The sequence below is a fragment of the Lactobacillus sp. 3B(2020) genome (assembly GCF_013487845.1).
GTDB lineage: Bacteria > Bacillota > Bacilli > Lactobacillales > Lactobacillaceae > Limosilactobacillus > Limosilactobacillus alvi.
On sequence record NZ_CP047410.1, the window covers coordinates 1,093,287 to 1,112,658 of the forward strand.

Genomic DNA, 19,372 nt, shown 5'->3' on the forward strand with positions numbered 1-19,372 from the left:
TTACCCCGTCGAGGCGATCGATATGGGCTATTCACGATTGCAATTTAATTTACACTGATCCGCCGCCGGTAAATAATGTAGCGCCGGTAGGTGTATTGCCATGGCAAGGTTAAAGCGTGAACCAACCGCGTGAATGGGAAGTAACCAAAAACTAAGAATCCAGAGAAAACGTGAATCTTATAAATTAATGGGACATTATTCATCAACTGCCATTGCGGATGAAGCGTAAATAAGCTCCGGACCCATGGCGAAATGGTTGACCGGTAATCGAATTCGATAAAAGCTCCAGTAATCGTACATGCCATTCCCAAGCAAATCACAATTAGGAGTAACCAGTCAACGAGAATATCATTAATCGAACTCGTTGCCCGAACCCGATCATTTGTCATTCGCCGATAAGTCAAAATTGCCATCCCAACAAGGGCCAAGGTCCCAGCTGGAATCCCCATCGTTAAGGATCCAAAGATGTGATACATATGGTCAGTAATGCCAAAGTATGCCGTCCATGACTTTGGTACTAACATTCCCAAAATGTGCCCGAAGAAGGCTAAGATGATCCCAACGTGGAAGAGAATGCTCCCAATCATCAGTTGCTTCTTTTCTAAAATCTCACTAGATTTAGCAGTGATAGTTGCTCCATAACGATTAAAACGAATGATTGTTCCTCCAAAAAAGAGGATTAACATGGCGTATGGATAAACCACCCAAAAGAAAATTGACCAGCCATTATGCATTTTCCGTGGCCTCCTTTACTAAACAGGACTTAATCAGTTGGCGGATTGCCCCAATCAACTTAATGTAAGGATCATCCGCATCGGCGGCCGCTTTTTGAATGAGGTTATAAGTCCCATCTTCAATTACCCCAAGGGCAAGTTGTAGATCACCCTGGCGGTCGTCATCCATAAAATCAGCATAAGCAAAGAATTCAAGTAATACTGGTAAATAGTCAGATAATTCACTTGTCACTTCAGTGATACCAAACATTTCGTAAAGCATCTTGAGCTTTGCTAGGACCGTTCCGCGTTCCCGTGAATCAGTCATCTTGTAGTATGACATGTAAAGGGTATAGCGACGGTTGAGTTCAAACAGTTCTGAATAGTGGCTTTCCCGGACTAACTTGCTTGGTTCGGCCAGTTCATCAAATAAAGCTAATATTTCTTGGCGAAATTTTGGGGATAGTGCTGAATTTTCAGCTAATGTTGCGCGATTTTCCAAGATAAAAGTCGTCTCCGTGGGATAATCACATAGCCGTGAAAGAACTGCCCAAACATCTTTAAGTTTATTAATCCGTTCAAAATTAATCACGCCAAATCCCTCCATAGAAGCTTTCTGCGTAGATTTGGTTAGTGGATTCACCAGCTTCGGCCTTCTTAAACATGCTGGAGTGTTGTGGTGCTAAAGCGCAACCCTCACATTCATCGTAGCCAAGACTTCCTTGTTCGGTTTGCGCATCTTCCAATTGGGCCTTGTTGCTTTGTGGAATGACAAACCGGTCTTCATACTTAGCAATTGCAAGTAGCCGGTAAAGACTCTTGGCCCGACTAGCCGTTAAACCAACCTTTTTGAGCTTACTTTCATCAAAATCATGACCACTCGTTTGTGCCCGCATAAAAAGCCGCATCATTGCAAGTTTGTAAAGGGCTTGCTTGATCGCTGGTACGTTCCCTCCAGTTAATAAATTGGCAAGGTATTCAACTGGTACGCGCATTTGATCAATTCCCGGGAAGATCATTTCTGGGTTTTTAATTGAATCCCGTCCCTCAAAATAGGACATGACTGGCGATAGCGGTGGAATGTACCAAACCATCGGCATCGTCCGATATTCAGGATGAAGGGGGAAGGCAATCTTTTCCTTAACCGCCATCCGGTAAATTGGTGACTTTTGGGCGGCTTCGATCATTTCTTCAGAAATGCCATCAGCTAAGGCTTGCTTAACCACCTCGGGGTCGTTTGGATCTAAGAACAAACCAAGTTGCGCTTCGTACAGCTTCGTTTCATCTGCAGTTGAAGCAGCTTCTTCAACCCGGTCAGCATCATAAAGCATCGCCCCAATGTAACGAATCCGCCCAACACAAGTTTCAGCACATACCGTTGGCATCCCTTCCTCAATCCGTGGGTAGCAAAAAGTGCACTTTTCGGCCTTGTGCGTCTTCCAGTTGAAGTAAACCTTCTTGTATGGGCAACCCGTCATGCAGAACCGCCAGCCCCGGCATCGTTCTTGGTCAACCAAGACAATCCCGTCTTCGTCCCGCTTGTACATTGCTCCCGATGGACATGAAGCTACACATGGAGCGTTCAAGCAGTGTTCACACAGTCGTGGTAAGTACACCATGAAAGCTTGTTCAAAGTTCTTCTTAATATCACTTTCGATTTTTTGCATGTTTGGGTCTTGTTGAACATATTCCGTGGAACCGGCTAAGTCATCATCCCAGTTCGGCCCGGTGGTTAATTCCATGCGCTTCCCAGTGATTTGAGAAACTGGCCGCGCAACTGGTTGGTGCTTCCGTTCCTTACCAAACAAAGTCTTATAATCGTAAGTCCATGGTTCATAGTAATTATCCAGTTCTGGCATGTCTTCGTTATAAAAAATCTTCCCAAGGGCGATCTTGTTTAACTTACTACCAGCCTTTAATTGCAACTTTCCTTTTGCGTTTAAGGTCCAACCCCCGTGGTATTGTTCTTCGTCTTCCCAACGCTTAGGGTAACCTACCCCTGGTTTGGTCTCAACATTGTTAAACCACATGTATTCCGCACCTGGGCGATTTGTCCAAGTGTTCTTACAGGTCACGGAACAGGTATGACACCCAATACACTTATCGAGGTTCAAGACCATTCCGATTTGGGCTTTAATCTTCATTCCAGTTCACCTTCTCCAATTTTCTTACGTTTGCGTAAAGGTCCCGTTGATTACCAGTTGGTCCATAATAATTCCAACCATAACTCAATTGACCGTAGCCTCCAACCATGTGCGTTGGCTTAACGTGAATTTGAGTTGGCGCATTGTGCGAACCACCCCGATTACCAGTAATCGTTGATAATGGTTCGTAAATTTCATTATCTTGGGCGTGGTACATATAAAGTGAGCCTTCCGGCATCCGGTGAGAAACCACGGCCCGAGCAGTCACAACCCCATTCCGGTTGTAGAGTTCAACCCAGTCGTTATCCTTGACCGCAATCTTTTCCGCATCTTTTGGACTCATCCAAACGGTTGGGCCACCCCGGAAGAGCGTTAACATTTCGAGGTTATCATAGTACATGGTGTGAATATTCCATTTTCCGTGTGGGGTCATGTAACGTAAGGTAACTTCTTTGTCTGCTGGCTTAATATCCGTATCCGCTGGCCCCATCACTTGAGGTGGTAAGGATGGCTTAAAGGTGGCTAAGCCTTCCCCAAAGTCAAGGAAGATTTCGTGGTCAAGGTAAAATTGTTCCCGCCCCGTCAAGGTTTCCCAAGGAATCTTCCGTTCGATATTAAGAGAGAAGGCTGAGTAGCGATCACCACCGTGCTTAGCCGAGGTTCCGATAGGGGTTGGGTAGGCTTCTTGCGGTTGAGCAGTGATTTTTTCAAAACTCATCACGTCATCAGCGTGCCCCCGTCCAATGTCCTCAAGGGGTTCCCCCGTCCGGGCTTCCTTCTTCTTCCAAGCTAAGTCTGCTAACTTTCCGTTAGAAGCTGTTGACATGTGCAAAATGGCTTCGGCAACGTTCTTGTCTTCATCCAACCGTGGACAATCCGCGTTAATCCCTTCATCATAGGACCCTAAGATGTCCTTCAATTCATTATATTGAGGTTGAACATCATAAGCATAAGTCTTCATAATGTTTGGACCTAAGGCAATGAACTTGTCGTAAATTTGGGTGTAATCCCGCTTAACTAGCTTCAAGCTTGGCATTGTCTTACCCGGAATTGGTTCACATTCACCCTTCTTCCAGTCTTTAATGGCCCCCATTGGTTGCCCAACTTGGCCAGGTGTTCCGTGGCCCAGTGGTTGGGTTTTCAAGTCATAAACTGGTTCACTGTAGTACTTCTTAGCCATTTCACTAAAGGTCTTAGCCAGGAGTTTAAAGTGTTGCCAGTCACTCTTTGATTCCCACATTGGACTAATTGCCTTGTTAAATGGGTGAATGAATGGGTGCATGTCAGTACTAGAAAGATCCTCTTTTTCATACCAAGTTGCGGCTGGTAAGACTATATCGGAATACATTGCTGTTGAAACCATCCGGAAGTCCATGTCAACAACAAGATCAAGCTTCCCGGTTGTATCACCATCCCGCCAAACCATGTCTTGTGGCTTTAAGCGGTTATTTGGCTTAGCTAACAAACCATTTTCCGCTCCAAGCAGGTGCTTCATAAAGTATTCGGCACCCTTCCCGGAAGAAGCAAACAGGTTTGACCGCCATAAGAAGAAGGCCTTTGGTTGGTTTTGCTTAGCATCTGGATCTTCAGCGGCGAAGTGAAGCTTCCCGTTCTTCAACTCTTCGACCACGTGCTTACTTATTGCCTGCATGTCGGTGGTACCGTAATCCTTAGTGAAGGAGAGGGAGTTCCGATCAAACTCAGGATATGATGGTAACCAACCTAACCGAATTGCCATTTGGGTGTAGTCCGCATTGTTTAAGTAGCGGTGGGTTCCCTTGTAAACCGGTGAATATTGAGCTTGGTTATCCATTTCTTCATATCGCCATTGGTCAGTAGCGAAGTAGTACCAAGAAGTCCCTTGTTGTTGGCGGAAACCACCTGGTTCCCAGTCGTTAGCAAAAGTAATGTTAGCCCAACCTTCTTGTGGTCGTAACTTTTCTTGACCAACGTAGTGGGCCCAACCACCACCTTGAACCCCGACACAACCGCAAAGCATCAAGATATTAATGATCGCCCGGTAGTTCATATCGGCGTTAAACCAGTGATTAACCCCACCACCCATGATGACCATACACTTACCATTGGTATCAATGGCCGTTTGGGCAAATTCTCGGGCAATTTGGGTTACCAGATCAGCCTTAACTCCTGTTCGTTTTTCTTGCCAAGCCGGTGTAAAGGCGCTAGTGGCATCAGTTTCATCCTTAGCAGCGAGTTCATCGCCTTCATAACGCTTAATCCCGTATTGGGCAAGCATTAAGTCGTAAACAGTCGCAATTTGGTGAGTGGTCCCATCGGTAAATTCAACTGTCTTCACCGGGATATGCCGTTGAACAACTTCATTCCCTTCGTTGCTAAAAGCAGGGAAGTCAATGATTACTTGACTCGTTTCACCAGTTGCTTCAACTGAAAGGGCTGGATCAATGGTTTGACCGTCCTCAGTTGTTAATTCAAGATTCCACTTCTTTCCTTCGTCATATTGTTGACCAAGGGTTCCGTTTGGCACGATGAATTGGTGGCTGTTTTGATCAAAGATAACCGTCTTCCATTCACTATTTGAAACTTTTTCACTTGTTAGGTCAGAGATCCGGACAAACCGCCCAGCAGTAACGTGATCCTGGTTAGCTTCACTTGTCGTCAAGTCAACGAAGAATGGCAAATCGGTATATTGCTTACTATATTGTTCAAAGTATGGCACGGTTTGTTGCTGGTAGAATTCGTTTAAGATGACATAGGTCATTCCTTGGGCAACCCCAGAGTCGGTCCCTGGTTCTGGAGCCATCCAGTCATCAGCGAACTTAACGTTTTCAGCGTAGTCTGGACTAACCGCAACTACCTTGGTCCCTTTATAACGAACTTCGGTCATAAAGTGGGCATCGGGCGTCCGGGTCAATGGGATGTTGGACCCCCACATAATAATGTAGGAAGCGTTATACCAATCGGCTGATTCAGGCACATCGGTTTGTTCACCCCAAACTTGTGGGGATGCCGGTGGTAAGTCGGCATACCAATCGTAGAAACTCATGACTTCCCCACCAATTAAGGAAAGGAACCGGACCCCAGAACCAAAGGAAAGCATTGACATGGCTGGGATTGGCGTAAAACCAGCGATCCGGTCAGGACCATAAGTCTTGATAGTGTATAGCAGGGCGGCCGAGATCATTTCAAGGGCTTCGTTCCGGTGGACCCGGACCATGCCACCCTTACCACGTGCGGTTTTGTATTCCTTTTCCTTGACTGGATCTTCAACAATACTTGCCCAGGCATCGATTGGATTTTCGTGATCCTTCTTGGCAGCCGTCCACATCTTCCAAAGCCGCCCGCGAATATATGGATACTTGATTCGAACTGGACTATATTCATACCAAGAGAAACTTGCTCCTCGAGGGCATCCCCGAGGTTCATATCCTGGAATGTTTGCACCACAAGATGGGTAGTCAGTTGCTTGGTGTTCCCAAGTGATTACCCCTTGCTTAACATACACGTTCCAACTACAAGAACCGGTACAGTTAACCCCGTGGGTCGTCCGGACCACTTTATCGTGGGCCCAACGTTGCCGATAGAGTTTTTCCCAACGCCGATTATGTTCTTCGAGTTGGGTGAAGGTACCGTTAAACTTTTCAACTTTATTGAAAAAGCGTGACTTAAGCACAGTTTTAACCTCCTTCTTAAATAAGCGGCTTAAAGCGGGGACAATTTGCTAAAGTAAGCCATTTCCCTAATACCAAGATTATCACCAAGGTTGCTATACTACGACTAGGGAAATACCTATATTTTGAATTGAGGTGGTTTGATGAACCGTTATGATCGACAAGCACGTGTTTCCAAAATTGGCCCAGCTGGTCAAGCCAAAATTGCCGCTGCTCACATCGTAATTGCGGGTCTAGGAGCACTTGGGAGCTACGCTGCCGAAGAATTAGTTCGGGCCGGGGTTGGTGAATTAACCCTAGTTGATCCAGATACCCTTTCGGTTACGAATTTACAGCGGCAAACAATGTATACTGAAGCTGATGTAAACGCAAAAAAATTAAAGGTTGAAGCTGCTAAAGAGCATCTTTTAGCAATTAATAGTCAGGTAAAACTACACCTTTACCCCGCACCATTAAGTGAAGATGTCTTGGTAGCCAACCAATTCGATCTCCTTTTAGATTGTCTCGATAACTATACTAGTCGCGATTTAATCAACCACCTTGCAATTAAAAATCACTTCAATTATCTCTTTGCTTCCTGTGCTGGGACTTTTGGTTCGGTCATGGCGGTCAAACCAGATAGCCATCACCCTTGTTTAAGGTGTTTGTATCCGAATATTGAACAACTAAAGCAAACTGATTGTGACTTAATTGGAGTTACCACCCCGCTGGTTCCTTTGGTTGCTTCTTTACAGGTGGCCCTGGCGATGAAGCTTTTGATTGCTCCTAACCAAGTTGATTACGATCACCTCATCACGCTTGATAGTTGGTCAATGCAATTTCAAAAGTTTAAGATTCAAGTCAACGACCATTGTTTGGCTTGTCAAAAAAGACAATTCCCAACAGCAAAGCCTTTTCAAAGTCAAGTTCATGTACTATGTGGAACCAATACTTACTCGCTTAATCTCCAAGCCAAACTTGATTTAGCTAAACTTGCTAATCAACTTGCCAATTACCAAATTAAGGCAAAACCCGGGTTCCATTTTATTGGGCTTGAGTGGCACAATTATAAAGTAAGTATTTTTGAAAATGGTCGGTTACTTCTTTATGGAGCGTCTAGCCTGGCGGAGGCGACCGCTGAGCTTACCGCCCTGCAAGAAATTACTATCAAATAGAGAGGAAGTTGGGTATTGAAATTTGCAATTATTACGGTTAGTGATTCTCGAACCAAAGCCAATGACAAGAGTGGTCAATTAATCAAAGCAAAGTTTTTAGCTGCGGAGGCAGAATGTCTTGATTATGTAATTGTAAAAGACGATCTTGTTAAGATCCAAGCTGCCTACTTACAAGCTGAACTTACCGAGCCAGATTTAATCATCTTAAATGGGGGTACTGGCATTGCCAAACGGGACGTTACCATCCCCGCCATCACGCCTCTCTTAACCACTCAGATCCCTGGTTTTGGTGAGGCCTTTCGTCAATTATCATTTACAGAAGTTGGGACCCGCGGACTTGCTTCCCGGGCTCTTTGTGGCTTTAACTACCGGAATCAACTAACCTATTGTGTTCCGGGTTCGGTTAATGCTGTTACCCTAGCCCTTGAGAAATTAATCTTGCCAGACTATCAACACTTACTCTTTGAACGAAGTGAAGCCAGAAAGGAAATGCACCATCATGTTAACTAGACGGACGCCAATCAGTATTCCTGATGCCCAAGCGAAAATTGCCAACCTACCACTAAAACCGCAGACTGAAATTATCCCCACTATCGAGGCTAATCACCGGGTGCTTGCAAAACCGGCCTTAGCGAGTTACGATTATCCGCATTTCCGCCGGTCGGGGATGGATGGTTATGCCATCTTAGCTGAAGATGACCATGATTTTCCCCGAGAATTTAAGGTTGTCGGTGAAGTTCCCGCGGGAGCAACCTGGGATCAACCACTGGAACCAGGGACAACGGTCCGGATTATGACCGGAGCTGCCGTCCCGACAGAAGCTAGCAAAGTAATCCGGATTGAAAAAACCCGGCCAAGCAAAGACGGCAAAACAGTGCGGATGTTAACCACTGAATCCCACAGTAACATTACCGAAATCGGGACGGACTTCCATGCTGGGGATGAAGTGTTAGCTGCTAATCAAGAAATTAATCCGGGTGGAATCGCCGCTTTAACCGCTTTTGGCGTTGAACAAGTTACCGTCTACCAACAACCCCGAATTGCGATTTTAGCAACCGGATCCGAATTACTCCAACCGGGAAAGCCAATCGAAACTGGCAAAATCTATAATAGTAATGGCCCAATGCTCAAGCGCTTGGTTGAAGAAACCGGTGGGATCGTTGACTTTGAAGCTCAACTACCTGATGAACCAGAACAATTAAAAGACGCCCTGGAAAAAGTAATTCAAACCCACGAAATCGTCATTACTGACGGTGGCGTGTCAGTTGGTGATTATGACTTTATTGGGGACGCCGCTCGGCAGGCTGATAACTTGCTCTTCAATAAAGTTAAGCAACGACCAGGCAGCGTTACGACGGCCTTTGTCCAAGATGGTACCTTTGTCATGGCCCTTTCTGGAAATCCTGGAGCTTGTTTTGTTGGTTTCTACCTATATGTGGAGCCTTTAATTCGGCGCTATCAACACCGACCATCCCGGATTAAAGAAGTTAAGGGAATTTTAGCTAAGCCATACACCAAGACAAATGGTTATGACCGCGTATTACGGTGCACATACGAATTTAAGGACGGTCAATTCTTAGTTTATCCAAACGGCACTGACCGTTCAGGGTCACTTGCAAACCTCCAAACCACAACCTGTTTCTGTGTTATTCCGCATAGTGAAAAACCGATTGCCTTAAACGCGGAGGTGACGACATGGTTGTTACCATTCAAATCGTAGGCCATAAAAAAAGTGGTAAAACCTTAATTATGACTCAGCTAATTCAAGCGTTAACTCAAGCTGGTGTATCTGTTGCCGCGGTAAAACACGATGCTCATTGGGGTCAAATGGATCAACCAGGGACCGACAGTGATCGTTTTAGCCAAGCTGGTGCTAGCCAGGTTGTTTTAGATTCAAACCAGGGAAGTTTTTACCACTTTCAACAACCCCAAGCCTTGGAAACAACCTTTAGCCGCCTTAGTCCAACTGCAGTGCGCCTAATTGAAGGCTATAAGGCAGGCCCTTATCCCAAGCTTGTAATGTTAAAGCCAGATGAGCTTGCAACTAACTGGCACCAAAAAGGGATCCTCGCCTTCGCCAGTCTTACCGACCGCCCAGACCTTGATTTAATTGGAACTGATCAAATCGTTAATTGGTTACTTACGTATTTACAAACACACCTTCAGGAGGAAAAGAAAATGTCAGATCCCCTCACCCACTTTAATGATCAAGACCGGGCAAAAATGGTTGACGTTACTCAAAAAGCCGTTACCAGTCGGGTTGCGACCGCGACGGGCCAAATTACCATGCACCCAGACACTTTGTCCCGGATTAAGACAGGAAAAATTAAGAAAGGCGATGTGCTAGCTGTTGCGCAAGTTGCCGGAATTATGGCTGCTAAGAAAACGAGTGAATTAATCCCTATGTGCCATCTCATCCCGCTTACCGGGGTTGATCTCCACTTTAGCGATAACAAAAAAGACACCATAACCGTGACCAGTAAAGTAAAAACAAAGCACGTCACTGGGGTTGAAATTGAAGCTTTAAATGCGGTCCAAATCGCCCTCTTAACTATTTACGATATGTGTAAAGCAATGGATCGAGGAATGGTCATTCATGATGTCCATCTCCTTGAAAAGGATGGTGGAAAGAGTGGTCACTTCGTCTTTGGAGAATAAACCCTATGGGCTTGTCTTAGCTGGGGGCCAGTCCCACCGATTTGGGAGGGACAAAGCCCTGGCAATTATTACGCAAGAGCCAAACGTCCTAATTGCCGTTAAACGCCTCCTGCCCGTTTGCCAACAAGTTATCGTGGTTGCCAATAAAAATAATCTTGTTGCCATCCGTAACCTTGTGGCTAAGTTCGAGCGGTGTCAGGTAATTGTTGATCAGCCCCCCTACTTAGGAATTGGTCCCCTTGGGGGAATTTATGCCGGCTTATCCAAATTTTCGCCTAACCAAAGGGTTAATCTTGTTATAACTGCAGTTGACTATCCCCAACTTCCCCCAAAGGTATTCCAAGAAATGGTTAGCCATCCCCAAGTTTACTTAGCCGACTTGGTAAAAGCCCATTATACGTTGGCTCATTTGATAACAAGTAAAGCGGTCATCACAACCTGGCTCGCTGAACATTCCCGCCACCGCCTTCAAGATTTTCTAAAAGAACTCGCTTGTCAACCCTTGACGAGCCCAACGAACCTAGTAAACTGTAATTACCAAAGGAGAATTGACAATGATCAAAAATAAAACTGAAATGACAGAACCGGATTTTCAAAAACTAATCACCTTAGTTTTGGCCGATCTGACGATTCGTCGGACCCTCTTAGAAAACCGGGTGGCTGAAGTTAACGAAGAAATGCGTTCTTTAGAAAAGGATGCCGAGTTAGAAGATCTCGATAATCAGATTACTGCCATTCAAGCTGATTACGATCATTATAAAGAGTATGCTGATCCAAACTTCAATATTGATCTTGATCAATATTATCACAGTATGAAATAAATATTCTTTTTGGAATATTTAAATTTTTAGAAAATTGCCTTATAATTAGGAGGAAGAGTAATGAGCGTAGAACAGGCACCAGTGAGTAACCGCTATCAAGAAGTGGTTACCCGACTTTATTATTCCAGTAAATACGACTTTGTTGGAGTTGCTTTACGTGAAAATCAGAGTCCTCATTTAACTCGGTGGATCCATGTTTTAGGTAACATCAATGAACGTTGGCGGCGAATTGTTCTACGGCGAGGTATTGGGCTAGCAGGACTGGTTGTCCAAACCGGTCACCCCTTTTTGAATAACGAAATTTTACAACTTGACTACCGCGATCAATTTTATTGTCCGATTGCGCGGTTAGAACAATTAACCAACGTTGTTGCTGTGCCAATTAAGAAGGCGCCGTTTAACCAAGTCGTTGGGGTGCTCTTGGCTGGTTACCGGGAGCACAAAAAAGAAATGAACGACCAAGATATTCAAAAGTTGTCCCAATACCTTCACTAGGATTGGAGGCAACTTTTTTTATACTTGAAACTAGTAAATGGATCCAAAAATTTTTCGATCGTTCATCAGATGCACTCCTGATTTTTCAAGAAGACGAATTGGTGTTAAGCAACCAACTTGCACGGGAATTACTCGACCAATTAGATTTAAAATTAACCTACCTTCTGCAAGTCGCTCGTAATAAAATTGCGCAGCAGCAAAACGTTGTTGATAATTGTTTCAACTGTGCAATTTTGGATCATATGCCTAACCACATTATTCCGCTCACCTTAACTACCAAGACAGGTCAAAAACTTCATTACTCTATTACCTATCAGGTTTTAGATGAAGAAAATGAAGTTTTAGCAATTGAGCTAAAAAGTCAAGAAGCCCTCCACCGGGCAAACGAACTGGCCCAGCAAAAGCAACTAAATCAATACGTTAACCGGGCGTATGAAGATGAACGAAAGCGCATCTCTCGTGACTTACACGACAGTATTGCCCAGGGTTTATATTCGGCGCGAATGGGAATTCAACGAATTGAAAACGAAAAACTAAGTTCCGATGAACTTCAAGCAATCGCTGAAATGGTTGAGACCCAACTTGATGATACTCTAGCGGAAGTTAAGGGGATGGCCTTAGAAATTCGCCCCAGTGTTTTAGATAGTTTTGGCTTAGTTACAGCGCTCAAAGCGCTTACTAAGCGGCTGCAAGAAAATTCAGGAGTCGGGTTTACAGTTATTAACCAGGTAAATGATACACATCTCTCTGATGATGTAAAAAGTGTTTTATACCGGGTTGCCCAAGAAGCGATTAGTAATGCTCTTCGCCATGCCAATCCAACAGAAATTACCATTATGTTAGTGACGCATCCAAACTTTATTAGTCTAGAAGTCATCGATGATGGGGATGGCTTCGAAATCAACAGTAATAAAGATGATTACAACGGTCATTCGATGGGACTAATGAACATGAACGAGCGAATCAAGGCTTTGAATGGAACCTTCAATATCGATTCCGCCCTTGGGGAAGGAACCACGGTCATGGTTCGGTTCCCAATTACCAAATCAAACCACCAAAAGGAGGAGACAATTAATGAGTAAGGCCTACCACGTTTTAGTTGCAGATGACCACGCCGTCGTCCGGTCCGGCATTGCTTATTTGGTCAATCAACAACCTCTTTTTGAAGTTATTGCCGAAGCTGCAAACGGTTCTGACACTTACATGCGAGTTGAGCAAGGGGGAATCGATATCTTAATTATGGATCTTAGTATGCCCCCGGGGGAAAGTGGCTTGGTCACAACCCAACGGATTCACGAAAAATTCCCGGATGTTAAAATTATTATTCTTTCCATGCACGAAGAGCAGGAATATATTAATCAAGCTTTGCATAACGGAGCAACGGCCTACATCCTTAAGAGCTCGACTGATGGCGAGATTATCCAAGCCTTGAAGCACGTCATCAACGGGACCGAGTATCTAGATAGTAATATTCAACTTTCTAAGGACGACTTAAAAGAAATTAACCGGGATGGCGTTGAAGTCAATGGCTTAACTGGTTACGCTAGCCTCTCCAAGCGAGAAAAAGAAGTTTTCCCCTTTGTTGCCCTTGGTTACTCGAATAAAGAAATTGCTAGTAAGTTATTTATCTCCACTAAAACCGTTGAAGCCCACAAAGCAAGTATTACCCGTAAGCTCAAGCTTTCAAGTCGGGCCGAATTAGTGCGATACGCCGTACACCACCATTTAATTGATCTGTGACTGAGTTTGGAATAACGTTATCAGACAGTTCAATTTGATAAGCTAACACCTCGTTAGATTACATTTTGCGTAATCCAGCTCTGCTTTGAAAGCTGTACCGAGATAAGCTGCCAGTCTTGGACCTACAACCATGCCTGCCTAGTTTATTATCGGACGCTTTCGGCGGAGCCTTTTTTGTTTTTAGTGTTTTTACCCTATAGACTTACCACTTAAAGACCGGTACGATGAAGAAAATAGAATTTTGGAGGAAGCAAAAATGGCAACCAACGTTAGTACAAATGAAGAACTACGGGGAATCTTAAGTGATGTTTCCCGTCACCGGTTCCCTAACCGGCGGCAAATTAACCCCAATTCAATGCTTTTTCAAACCATTTGCTTAGCAGTCGACGAAGGATATCTTCAGGGAGCAAAATTAGAAAACAGTCAACATCAATTGCTTGCCACGTTTGATCTTACTGCTGCGGAATTAACTGCCAAGGGTGAAGCAAAATTGACTAGCCTCACTAACCAAAGTACAAAGGAAGGGTAACGATGGATATTCAAAGTCAACTTAATCGTAACTATCTTAACACCGCAATTTATACCTCAGGATTCTATGCTGATCCAACAAATGAACTTGATACCCACGATAAGCTCTATGATGCATTGAAGTCCTTTACGATGAATCAAGCTGCCGATACCCCATTCTCCCTGCAGATTATGTTAACGAACGGGGAAATAAACGTGATGCCCCTGGGCTTAATTGACCTCAATGAACTCAAAGAATACGAAAGTAAACAACGAGCTGAACGCGGATTGGACTACGAAAGTGACCAAATTCCATTGGTGGTTCGGTTTGCTCCGCACGAAGAAAACCACCAAGTTGAAAAAGAAATTATTGGGACTACCCAAGACCTTTTCAATGATTTTAGCAGTAGTTTTCAAGCAATTTGGGCAGTTATTAAGGGCTATTTGACAACTAACCACCAACTTTTATTAGGGGTGGAAGCTGATCTAATGGCGGACTTTGATGACGTTCAAAAAGAATACCTTGCTAATTTTCAACGGATGTCAATCGAGGAACGAGAAACCAACCTCGGAATGAGATTAGCCGATGATGAGTTAGATCATTTCAGTACCTTTATGGCCGAAATGCATGCGGTTCAAGCGATTGTCATGTCAGCGGCTAACTTTACCCGGCAAGAAATCATTGGCGATGATCTCTTCGCTCAAGCGCTAAACGATAACGTTCGACGGTCAACTTTCTTCTGGGCGCTAGACAATACTTTCTACCAAATCTTCTACTTTTTCTTGCAACGCTACGGTCAAGAAAATGATAAGTTAACTAAACATCTCATTCACCAAAAGTCTCGATTAATTGTTCAAATGCGGGAGGCTGCTTTTAAACGGGCGCAACAAGCCGAGCAAAATCCAACAACTGCAGTTAATTGCGAAGAACTCTTTAGTGATCTCTTTATCCCCGTTGCTGAACAAATTGCCGCAATTTGTGAACCAAAATCACAGGCCTAACCATGGAATTTGAAAATAACGAATTAATTAAAGAAGGTTTTATCACCCAAATTAGTCAACTTTCTCCCTTGGTAAAAGGACTCCTCCCCCAACATCTACATCTGACCGGTCAATCCTTTCGAGGAGCTTTATTTAGTGCAATCTTGGGGAATAAGCTCGAACTAAATATGGATGAAGTTCAGGCGGCTCAACTACCCGAATTGCTTGCGCTCGCAAACTATCTAAACCCACCGACCTTTTTACCAAGTGAAAATCAACCAGGTGATCTTGTTCAAAGTAAGGCTGGTAGTTTTGCGGCCAGTTATTTACATGTACAATTCTCAACAATACTTGGATTAATCGGCTTACCCACACCATTAATCCAAGAACTAACCGTTGATGGTTCAGATTATGCTTTAGCCCAATTACGGCATTTACAGTTAAATTATCGACAGACCTTAAAAGTTGCCGACTATCTTCAAGATCAGAAGTCTTTGATTGGTCAATTAGGTGCGATTACTGCTAAACTTGCCGTTAGTTTCGTTAAAACAGATGCGGAAACTGTTACCCTTCTTGGTCAAATTGGGCAGGAGTTAGCATTAGCCGTTGCGATCATAAAGGAAAACGAAGAAATTCATGATTTAAAGTGGCTAACTGATCAGATTATGCGGGGCTCATACCCGCTACTCCTTTTATTTACCAAAGAAAAAGATCCGAAGTTCTTCGATCATTTCTTTAGCCAACCAAAAAAGCCAAGTAAACCGGAGTTTGAAGCGCTTCAAGCCCATTGTTTACAAGCCGAGTTTGAAGCCGTTGACATTGTCAAAGATATTTTGCGGCAAGTTCGTCTTGATCTAAAAATTTTGCCAGCACCGCTAAAAGCTGCTCCATTACTTACTCTGTGTGAACAAATTTTACCGGAAGAATAAAAAACGAGGGCGGGGAGCTTCCCCATCCTCGTTTTTTTCATTACTTCAATTGTTGCTGCAAAGCCAAAATCTGAACTTGCACTGTCTGATTGCGATTAAGACGAGCAAAGGCCAAGGCGTCGTTTAAGCAAGCCCTTATTTTGTCGTGCGGCGCAACTTGTTCAAGTAAATTTTTAGCCTGCAAAAGCTTTAACCGTGGTAAAAAGTAGGTAACATGCTTAACCGAACAGATATCAAGTGCCATCTCGATCAGATCATTACTTACTTTTAGTTCTTTTACTAGCGAATGATATTCGGCTAAGTAATAAAGTAAAGTCAGCGTTTGGAAGTAATGACTTCCCTTTAAACCCGGGTTACCAAGCTGCTCATTCAGATAAGTTGTTACCTTATCAAAGAAGAATGCTGCCTGGGTGAGGTTTTCCTTCCGGACATATAAAATTCCCTTTCCTAAGTACGCGAGCTGCGAATAAATAGTTAAACGCCGTTCATCTAGTTCATCCAAAATATGAGTGAAGGAAAACATTACCTTTTCCGTTGGTTGATTAGTTAATACCCCAACCATCCCTTCAAGATAATAGTAATGCATTTGTTCTTCCGTTATCTCGATACTTGTAGGATTAACTTTAGCCAATAATTCAGTTGCTCGTTTAAAATTCTCAACCATTAGATTTTCTTCGATCAGTCCCAGCAAATCTCTAAGATAACCAATCGAAGATGGATCGGCAGTATTCAAATCATCAATGCTAAAGCCAAGACGAGCACATAATTTACTCAAAATAGCCAAAGAGGGGGTCTGCAACCCATTTTCAAACTTACTTAAAGTTGATTGGGTACAGATCCCCTTACTTAGCATGATTTGTGAATAACCGAGTTGTTTACGACGCTCGATAAAACGTTCAATATCCAACACATTCACTCCTCAATATGTGATTAACCGTGAATTCCTAAAGCAATTTTAGCAAACCGGCTCATTTTAGACATATCCCAAGCCGGTTCCCAAACTAGGTTAATATCACATTCTTTTACTCCATCTACAGAAAGAACCGCCCGGTTAATTTCCGTATTTAACAGGTCTCCAAGCGGGCACCCCATTGTCGTTAAAGTCATGGTAACAGTACACTTTCCAGCTTCGTCAACCACTACGTCGTAAATTAGACCGAGGTTAACCAGATCAATTCCGAGTTCTGGGTCGATAACTTCTTCAAGCGCACTCATCACTTGGCTTTCAATTTCTGAAAATGGTGCACCAGTATTTTCATCTGCAGCCATTTGGCTTCCTCCTCGTAGAAAAAGATTAAATCAATAACGATTTACTAACTAAGTTTATTATATGACGATTTAAGATTACTGAATAGGCATAAACCAATTTTATTTAACAATGTGGAAGTCGCCCTTAATAAAGTGCTTCCAGAGAGCAAACCAGCAAATCACCCCAGTTAAAACTAAAAGGCCAATCCCAAGTTCATAACTACCAGTCCAGTCATGGATCCAACCGATCACCAAAGGTGGGAAGAAACCACCAAGGCCACCCATGGCCCCAACGAAGCCAGTAACCGCCCCGGTGTTACCTGTTGAAACGTAAGGTACCATCTTGAAGACGACTCCGTTACCGACCCCAGCTGCTAAACCAACCAAAACGATTCCGGCAATAAACATTGCTTGAACATGAAAACTAAACATAATTACAAGGGCAAAGAGAATAATTGCAACAAAGACCCATTGTAATAATGCCATTGGCCGCATGTGGTCAGCCATTGCCCCACCAACTGGCCGAATAATCGTACATACGAAGGCAAAGAGGGCCGCGTATAAACCAGCCTTAACAGCGCTGTAATTAAAAAGCCCCGTTAAGAAAAGTGGTGTTAAATTCGTGAAGGCCACGAACAAACCAAAAGTTAGGAAGTAAAACAACGAAAGGTACCAAGTTGAACTTTCTTTCGTAACACTTAAGGCCCCCTTCAAGGTCTTGGTTTTATCAACTGGCATTTCCTTACAGCAAAGCGCAAAGATCACTCCAATTACGACCGTTAAAACCATTAAAAAGTTATAAACAGCGGTAAAACCATAACTCTTCGAAATGTATGGTAAAGTCATTGAGGCCACAGCGTTCCCCATGTTCCCCATAGAAACGATCCCGAGGGCCAGTCCTTGTTGTTCCTTTGGGAACCAAACAGAAGCATAGGAAACCCCAACCGCAAAGGAAGTCCCGGACATCCCTACCAAGAAGGCAGCGAAGATTAACATTCCAAAGGAGTGAACCCGTGGGATCATGAACAATGGGATTAGAATGAAGGCCATTAAGATTAAGTAAACCTTCTTTCCACCATACTTATCACTTAAGATCCCAACTGGAATCCGCATAATTGAACCTAGTAAAACCGGCGTTGCTAACAAAAGGGTCCGTTCAGAAACAGAAAGGTTAAACATCTTCCCAACTTGGGCTGCTAATGGCGCAAAGTTAGACCAGGACATAAAACAGACAATCATGGCAATCGTTGCCAAGGTTAAAGCAACATAGGCGTTTGCCCGGTTGCCATGTGCAACATCTTGATTCATAGTCATTATCCTCCAATTTGACTCATGTGACGCCAGGTTGGCGCTTTATCAATAATTCTCTCAGGTTGAGCAAGGGCCATTTCATGGTTTAATGGCTTATTATCTAATGCTCGTTGGATAGTTTGCCGAAACTTAACCGGATCTGAAATTACTTTCCGCACGTTAATTTCTTCATTCCAGTACAAACATGCTTTGATGTATCCATCCGCCGTAATCCGTAACCGGTTACAATTTTCGCAGAAACGGGCACTAATCGGGTGGATTAAACCAAAGCTCCCCTTAAAACCTTCGATTTTGTAGTTATCAGACGGACCATTCCCTGCCAACTCAATTGGCTGGTAAGCAAGGCCCGCTTGGTGACAAAGGTCAAAAACATTATCAAGTGGAACAAATTCTTGTTTCCAATCAGCTTCCGCATTACCAATTGGCATGAATTCAATAAACCGAACATTTACGTCATGATCCTTGGTATAACGAATAAAATCAAGGATTTCATCATCATTTTGGCCCTTAATCAGGACAACATTTAACTTAATCTTCTTAAAGCCTAATTCTGCCGCTGTTGCAATACCGTCTAAAACTTGTTGAATATTCCCACCCCGGGTAATTTCCTTATAAACATCCGGTTTGAAGGTATCTAAGCTAATGTTTAAACGGTCGAGACCCGCTTGCTTTAAAGCGGCAGCTTTCTTAGCTAAAAATAGCCCATTAGTTGTAATTGAAATATCCTTCACTTCCGGAATCTCCCGAATCCGTTGGATTATTTCAACCACGTCCGTCCGTAAGAGGGGCTCCCCACCAGTAATCCGGACCTTATTAATTCCCATTTCCGTAAAATTTTTAACCAACTGAACAATTTCATCTTGGGAAAGTACCCGGTTATCTGGAAAGAAAGGTAACCCTTCCTTTGGCATACAGTAAACGCAACGTAAATTACAACGATCAGTAATAGAAAGTCGTAAGTAATCGTGTTTCCGGTTATATTGATCATAAATTGGTTCCACGAGCCTACCTCCTAACTCTT

20 protein-coding genes and 1 pseudogene are annotated in these 19,372 nt (G+C 43.6%); 13 read left to right on the top strand and 8 right to left on the bottom strand.

Going from position 1 to position 19,372, the window contains the following annotated elements; translation table 11 throughout:
* Nucleotides 1-44: 44 nt before the first annotated feature.
* Genes narI through GTO83_RS05410 form a run of 4 tightly spaced genes read right to left on the bottom strand, consistent with a single transcriptional unit; the run spans nucleotide 45 to nucleotide 6,509 of the window.
* Complete coding sequence (gene narI / locus GTO83_RS05395; protein ID WP_180869487.1) at nucleotides 45-734, bottom strand: respiratory nitrate reductase subunit gamma; 690 nt, start codon at nucleotides 732-734, stop codon at nucleotides 45-47.
* Nucleotides 727-1,305, bottom strand: a complete 579-nt coding sequence (gene narJ / locus GTO83_RS05400; protein WP_180869488.1) for a nitrate reductase molybdenum cofactor assembly chaperone — start codon at nucleotides 1,303-1,305, stop codon at nucleotides 727-729. Before narJ ends, narI begins: the two co-directional genes overlap by 8 nt.
* Nucleotides 1,298-2,857, bottom strand: a complete 1,560-nt coding sequence (narH, locus tag GTO83_RS05405) for a nitrate reductase subunit beta (protein WP_180869490.1) — start codon at nucleotides 2,855-2,857, stop codon at nucleotides 1,298-1,300. Before narH ends, narJ begins: the two co-directional genes overlap by 8 nt.
* Nucleotides 2,847-6,509 carry a nitrate reductase subunit alpha gene (locus GTO83_RS05410; protein ID WP_180869492.1) on the bottom strand — a complete coding sequence of 1,221 codons (3,663 nt, stop codon included), beginning with the start codon at nucleotides 6,507-6,509 and terminating at the stop codon, nucleotides 2,847-2,849. Before GTO83_RS05410 ends, narH begins: the two co-directional genes overlap by 11 nt.
* Nucleotides 6,510-6,650: 141 nt before the next feature.
* On the opposite strand from GTO83_RS05410, the gene GTO83_RS05415 reads away from it, so the two are divergent.
* From GTO83_RS05415 to GTO83_RS05470, 13 genes and pseudogenes are all read left to right on the top strand, one after another.
* Nucleotides 6,651-7,661, top strand: coding sequence for a HesA/MoeB/ThiF family protein (locus GTO83_RS05415; RefSeq protein ID WP_180869493.1), 1,011 nt, complete (start codon nucleotides 6,651-6,653; stop codon nucleotides 7,659-7,661).
* A 15-nt stretch (nucleotides 7,662-7,676) separates the two neighbouring features.
* The gene (locus GTO83_RS05420) at nucleotides 7,677-8,171 is read left to right on the top strand and encodes a molybdenum cofactor biosynthesis protein B (RefSeq protein WP_180869495.1); all 495 of its coding nucleotides are present in this window, start codon (nucleotides 7,677-7,679) and stop codon (nucleotides 8,169-8,171) included.
* Nucleotides 8,161-9,381: a molybdopterin molybdotransferase MoeA gene (locus GTO83_RS05425; RefSeq protein ID WP_180869496.1), complete on the top strand. Its 1,221-nt coding sequence runs from the start codon at nucleotides 8,161-8,163 to the stop codon at nucleotides 9,379-9,381. Before GTO83_RS05420 ends, GTO83_RS05425 begins: the two co-directional genes overlap by 11 nt.
* Before the next feature lie 29 nt (nucleotides 9,382-9,410).
* Nucleotides 9,411-9,692: pseudogene (locus tag GTO83_RS10960) on the top strand (molybdopterin-guanine dinucleotide biosynthesis protein B); the annotation flags it as partial.
* A 147-nt stretch (nucleotides 9,693-9,839) separates the two neighbouring features.
* The gene (gene moaC, locus GTO83_RS10965) at nucleotides 9,840-10,319 is read left to right on the top strand and encodes a cyclic pyranopterin monophosphate synthase MoaC (RefSeq protein WP_239458039.1); all 480 of its coding nucleotides are present in this window, start codon (nucleotides 9,840-9,842) and stop codon (nucleotides 10,317-10,319) included.
* The gene (locus tag GTO83_RS05435; protein WP_219634227.1) at nucleotides 10,294-10,887 is read left to right on the top strand and encodes a molybdenum cofactor guanylyltransferase; all 594 of its coding nucleotides are present in this window, start codon (nucleotides 10,294-10,296) and stop codon (nucleotides 10,885-10,887) included. The genes moaC and GTO83_RS05435 overlap by 26 nt, the downstream gene beginning before the upstream one ends.
* Nucleotides 10,877-11,140, top strand: coding sequence for a hypothetical protein (locus GTO83_RS05440; RefSeq protein WP_180872135.1), 264 nt, complete (start codon nucleotides 10,877-10,879; stop codon nucleotides 11,138-11,140). Before GTO83_RS05435 ends, GTO83_RS05440 begins: the two co-directional genes overlap by 11 nt.
* Before the next feature lie 60 nt (nucleotides 11,141-11,200).
* On the top strand, nucleotides 11,201-11,635 hold the full coding sequence (locus GTO83_RS05445; protein ID WP_180869502.1) for a GAF domain-containing protein: 435 nt from the start codon (nucleotides 11,201-11,203) through the stop codon (nucleotides 11,633-11,635).
* Between the two features lie 101 nt (nucleotides 11,636-11,736).
* On the top strand, nucleotides 11,737-12,717 hold the full coding sequence (locus GTO83_RS05450) for a sensor histidine kinase (protein WP_370524216.1): 981 nt from the start codon (nucleotides 11,737-11,739) through the stop codon (nucleotides 12,715-12,717).
* On the top strand, nucleotides 12,710-13,375 hold the full coding sequence (locus GTO83_RS05455) for a response regulator transcription factor (protein ID WP_180869504.1): 666 nt from the start codon (nucleotides 12,710-12,712) through the stop codon (nucleotides 13,373-13,375). Before GTO83_RS05450 ends, GTO83_RS05455 begins: the two co-directional genes overlap by 8 nt.
* 256 nt (nucleotides 13,376-13,631) lie before the next feature.
* Nucleotides 13,632-13,904, top strand: a complete 273-nt coding sequence (locus GTO83_RS05460; RefSeq protein WP_180869506.1) for a hypothetical protein — start codon at nucleotides 13,632-13,634, stop codon at nucleotides 13,902-13,904.
* 2 nt (nucleotides 13,905-13,906) lie between these two features.
* The gene (locus GTO83_RS05465; protein ID WP_180869508.1) at nucleotides 13,907-14,884 is read left to right on the top strand and encodes a hypothetical protein; all 978 of its coding nucleotides are present in this window, start codon (nucleotides 13,907-13,909) and stop codon (nucleotides 14,882-14,884) included.
* A 2-nt stretch (nucleotides 14,885-14,886) separates the two neighbouring features.
* Entirely contained in the window at nucleotides 14,887-15,792 is a 906-nt protein-coding gene (locus GTO83_RS05470; RefSeq protein ID WP_180869510.1) for a polyprenyl synthetase, read from the top strand.
* A gap of 40 nt (nucleotides 15,793-15,832) precedes the next feature.
* Here the strand turns inward: GTO83_RS05470 and GTO83_RS05475 are convergent, their stop codons facing one another.
* The 4 genes from GTO83_RS05475 to moaA form a co-directional block, all read right to left on the bottom strand.
* Nucleotides 15,833-16,702: a helix-turn-helix domain-containing protein gene (locus GTO83_RS05475; RefSeq protein WP_370524219.1), complete on the bottom strand. Its 870-nt coding sequence runs from the start codon at nucleotides 16,700-16,702 to the stop codon at nucleotides 15,833-15,835.
* A gap of 20 nt (nucleotides 16,703-16,722) precedes the next feature.
* A complete protein-coding gene (locus GTO83_RS05480; protein ID WP_180869513.1) occupies nucleotides 16,723-17,061 on the bottom strand; it encodes a metal-sulfur cluster assembly factor in 339 nt (112 codons plus the stop codon).
* 99 nt (nucleotides 17,062-17,160) lie between these two features.
* Nucleotides 17,161-18,354, bottom strand: coding sequence for a NarK/NasA family nitrate transporter (locus GTO83_RS05485; RefSeq protein ID WP_180869514.1), 1,194 nt, complete (start codon nucleotides 18,352-18,354; stop codon nucleotides 17,161-17,163).
* The gene (moaA, locus tag GTO83_RS05490) at nucleotides 18,354-19,352 is read right to left on the bottom strand and encodes a GTP 3',8-cyclase MoaA (protein ID WP_180869516.1); all 999 of its coding nucleotides are present in this window, start codon (nucleotides 19,350-19,352) and stop codon (nucleotides 18,354-18,356) included. Before moaA ends, GTO83_RS05485 begins: the two co-directional genes overlap by 1 nt.
* Between the last annotated feature and the right edge of the window lie 20 nt (nucleotides 19,353-19,372).

What these genes read in the sequence shown, in the direction of transcription:
- narI (WP_180869487.1), bottom strand. Translation starts at nt 734, where the DNA reads ATGCATAATGGCTGGTCAATTTTCTTTTGGGTGGTTTATCCATACGCC.
- narH (WP_180869490.1), bottom strand. Translation starts at nt 2,857, where the DNA reads ATGAAGATTAAAGCCCAAATCGGAATGGTCTTGAACCTCGATAAGTGT.
- GTO83_RS05415 (WP_180869493.1), top strand. Translation starts at nt 6,651, where the DNA reads ATGAACCGTTATGATCGACAAGCACGTGTTTCCAAAATTGGCCCAGCT.
- GTO83_RS05425 (WP_180869496.1), top strand. Translation starts at nt 8,161, where the DNA reads ATGTTAACTAGACGGACGCCAATCAGTATTCCTGATGCCCAAGCGAAA.
- moaC (WP_239458039.1), top strand. Translation starts at nt 9,840, where the DNA reads ATGTCAGATCCCCTCACCCACTTTAATGATCAAGACCGGGCAAAAATG.
- GTO83_RS05445 (WP_180869502.1), top strand. Translation starts at nt 11,201, where the DNA reads ATGAGCGTAGAACAGGCACCAGTGAGTAACCGCTATCAAGAAGTGGTT.
- GTO83_RS05455 (WP_180869504.1), top strand. Translation starts at nt 12,710, where the DNA reads ATGAGTAAGGCCTACCACGTTTTAGTTGCAGATGACCACGCCGTCGTC.
- GTO83_RS05460 (WP_180869506.1), top strand. Translation starts at nt 13,632, where the DNA reads ATGGCAACCAACGTTAGTACAAATGAAGAACTACGGGGAATCTTAAGT.
- GTO83_RS05465 (WP_180869508.1), top strand. Translation starts at nt 13,907, where the DNA reads ATGGATATTCAAAGTCAACTTAATCGTAACTATCTTAACACCGCAATT.
- GTO83_RS05470 (WP_180869510.1), top strand. Translation starts at nt 14,887, where the DNA reads ATGGAATTTGAAAATAACGAATTAATTAAAGAAGGTTTTATCACCCAA.
- GTO83_RS05480 (WP_180869513.1), bottom strand. Translation starts at nt 17,061, where the DNA reads ATGGCTGCAGATGAAAATACTGGTGCACCATTTTCAGAAATTGAAAGC.
- GTO83_RS05485 (WP_180869514.1), bottom strand. Translation starts at nt 18,354, where the DNA reads ATGACTATGAATCAAGATGTTGCACATGGCAACCGGGCAAACGCCTAT.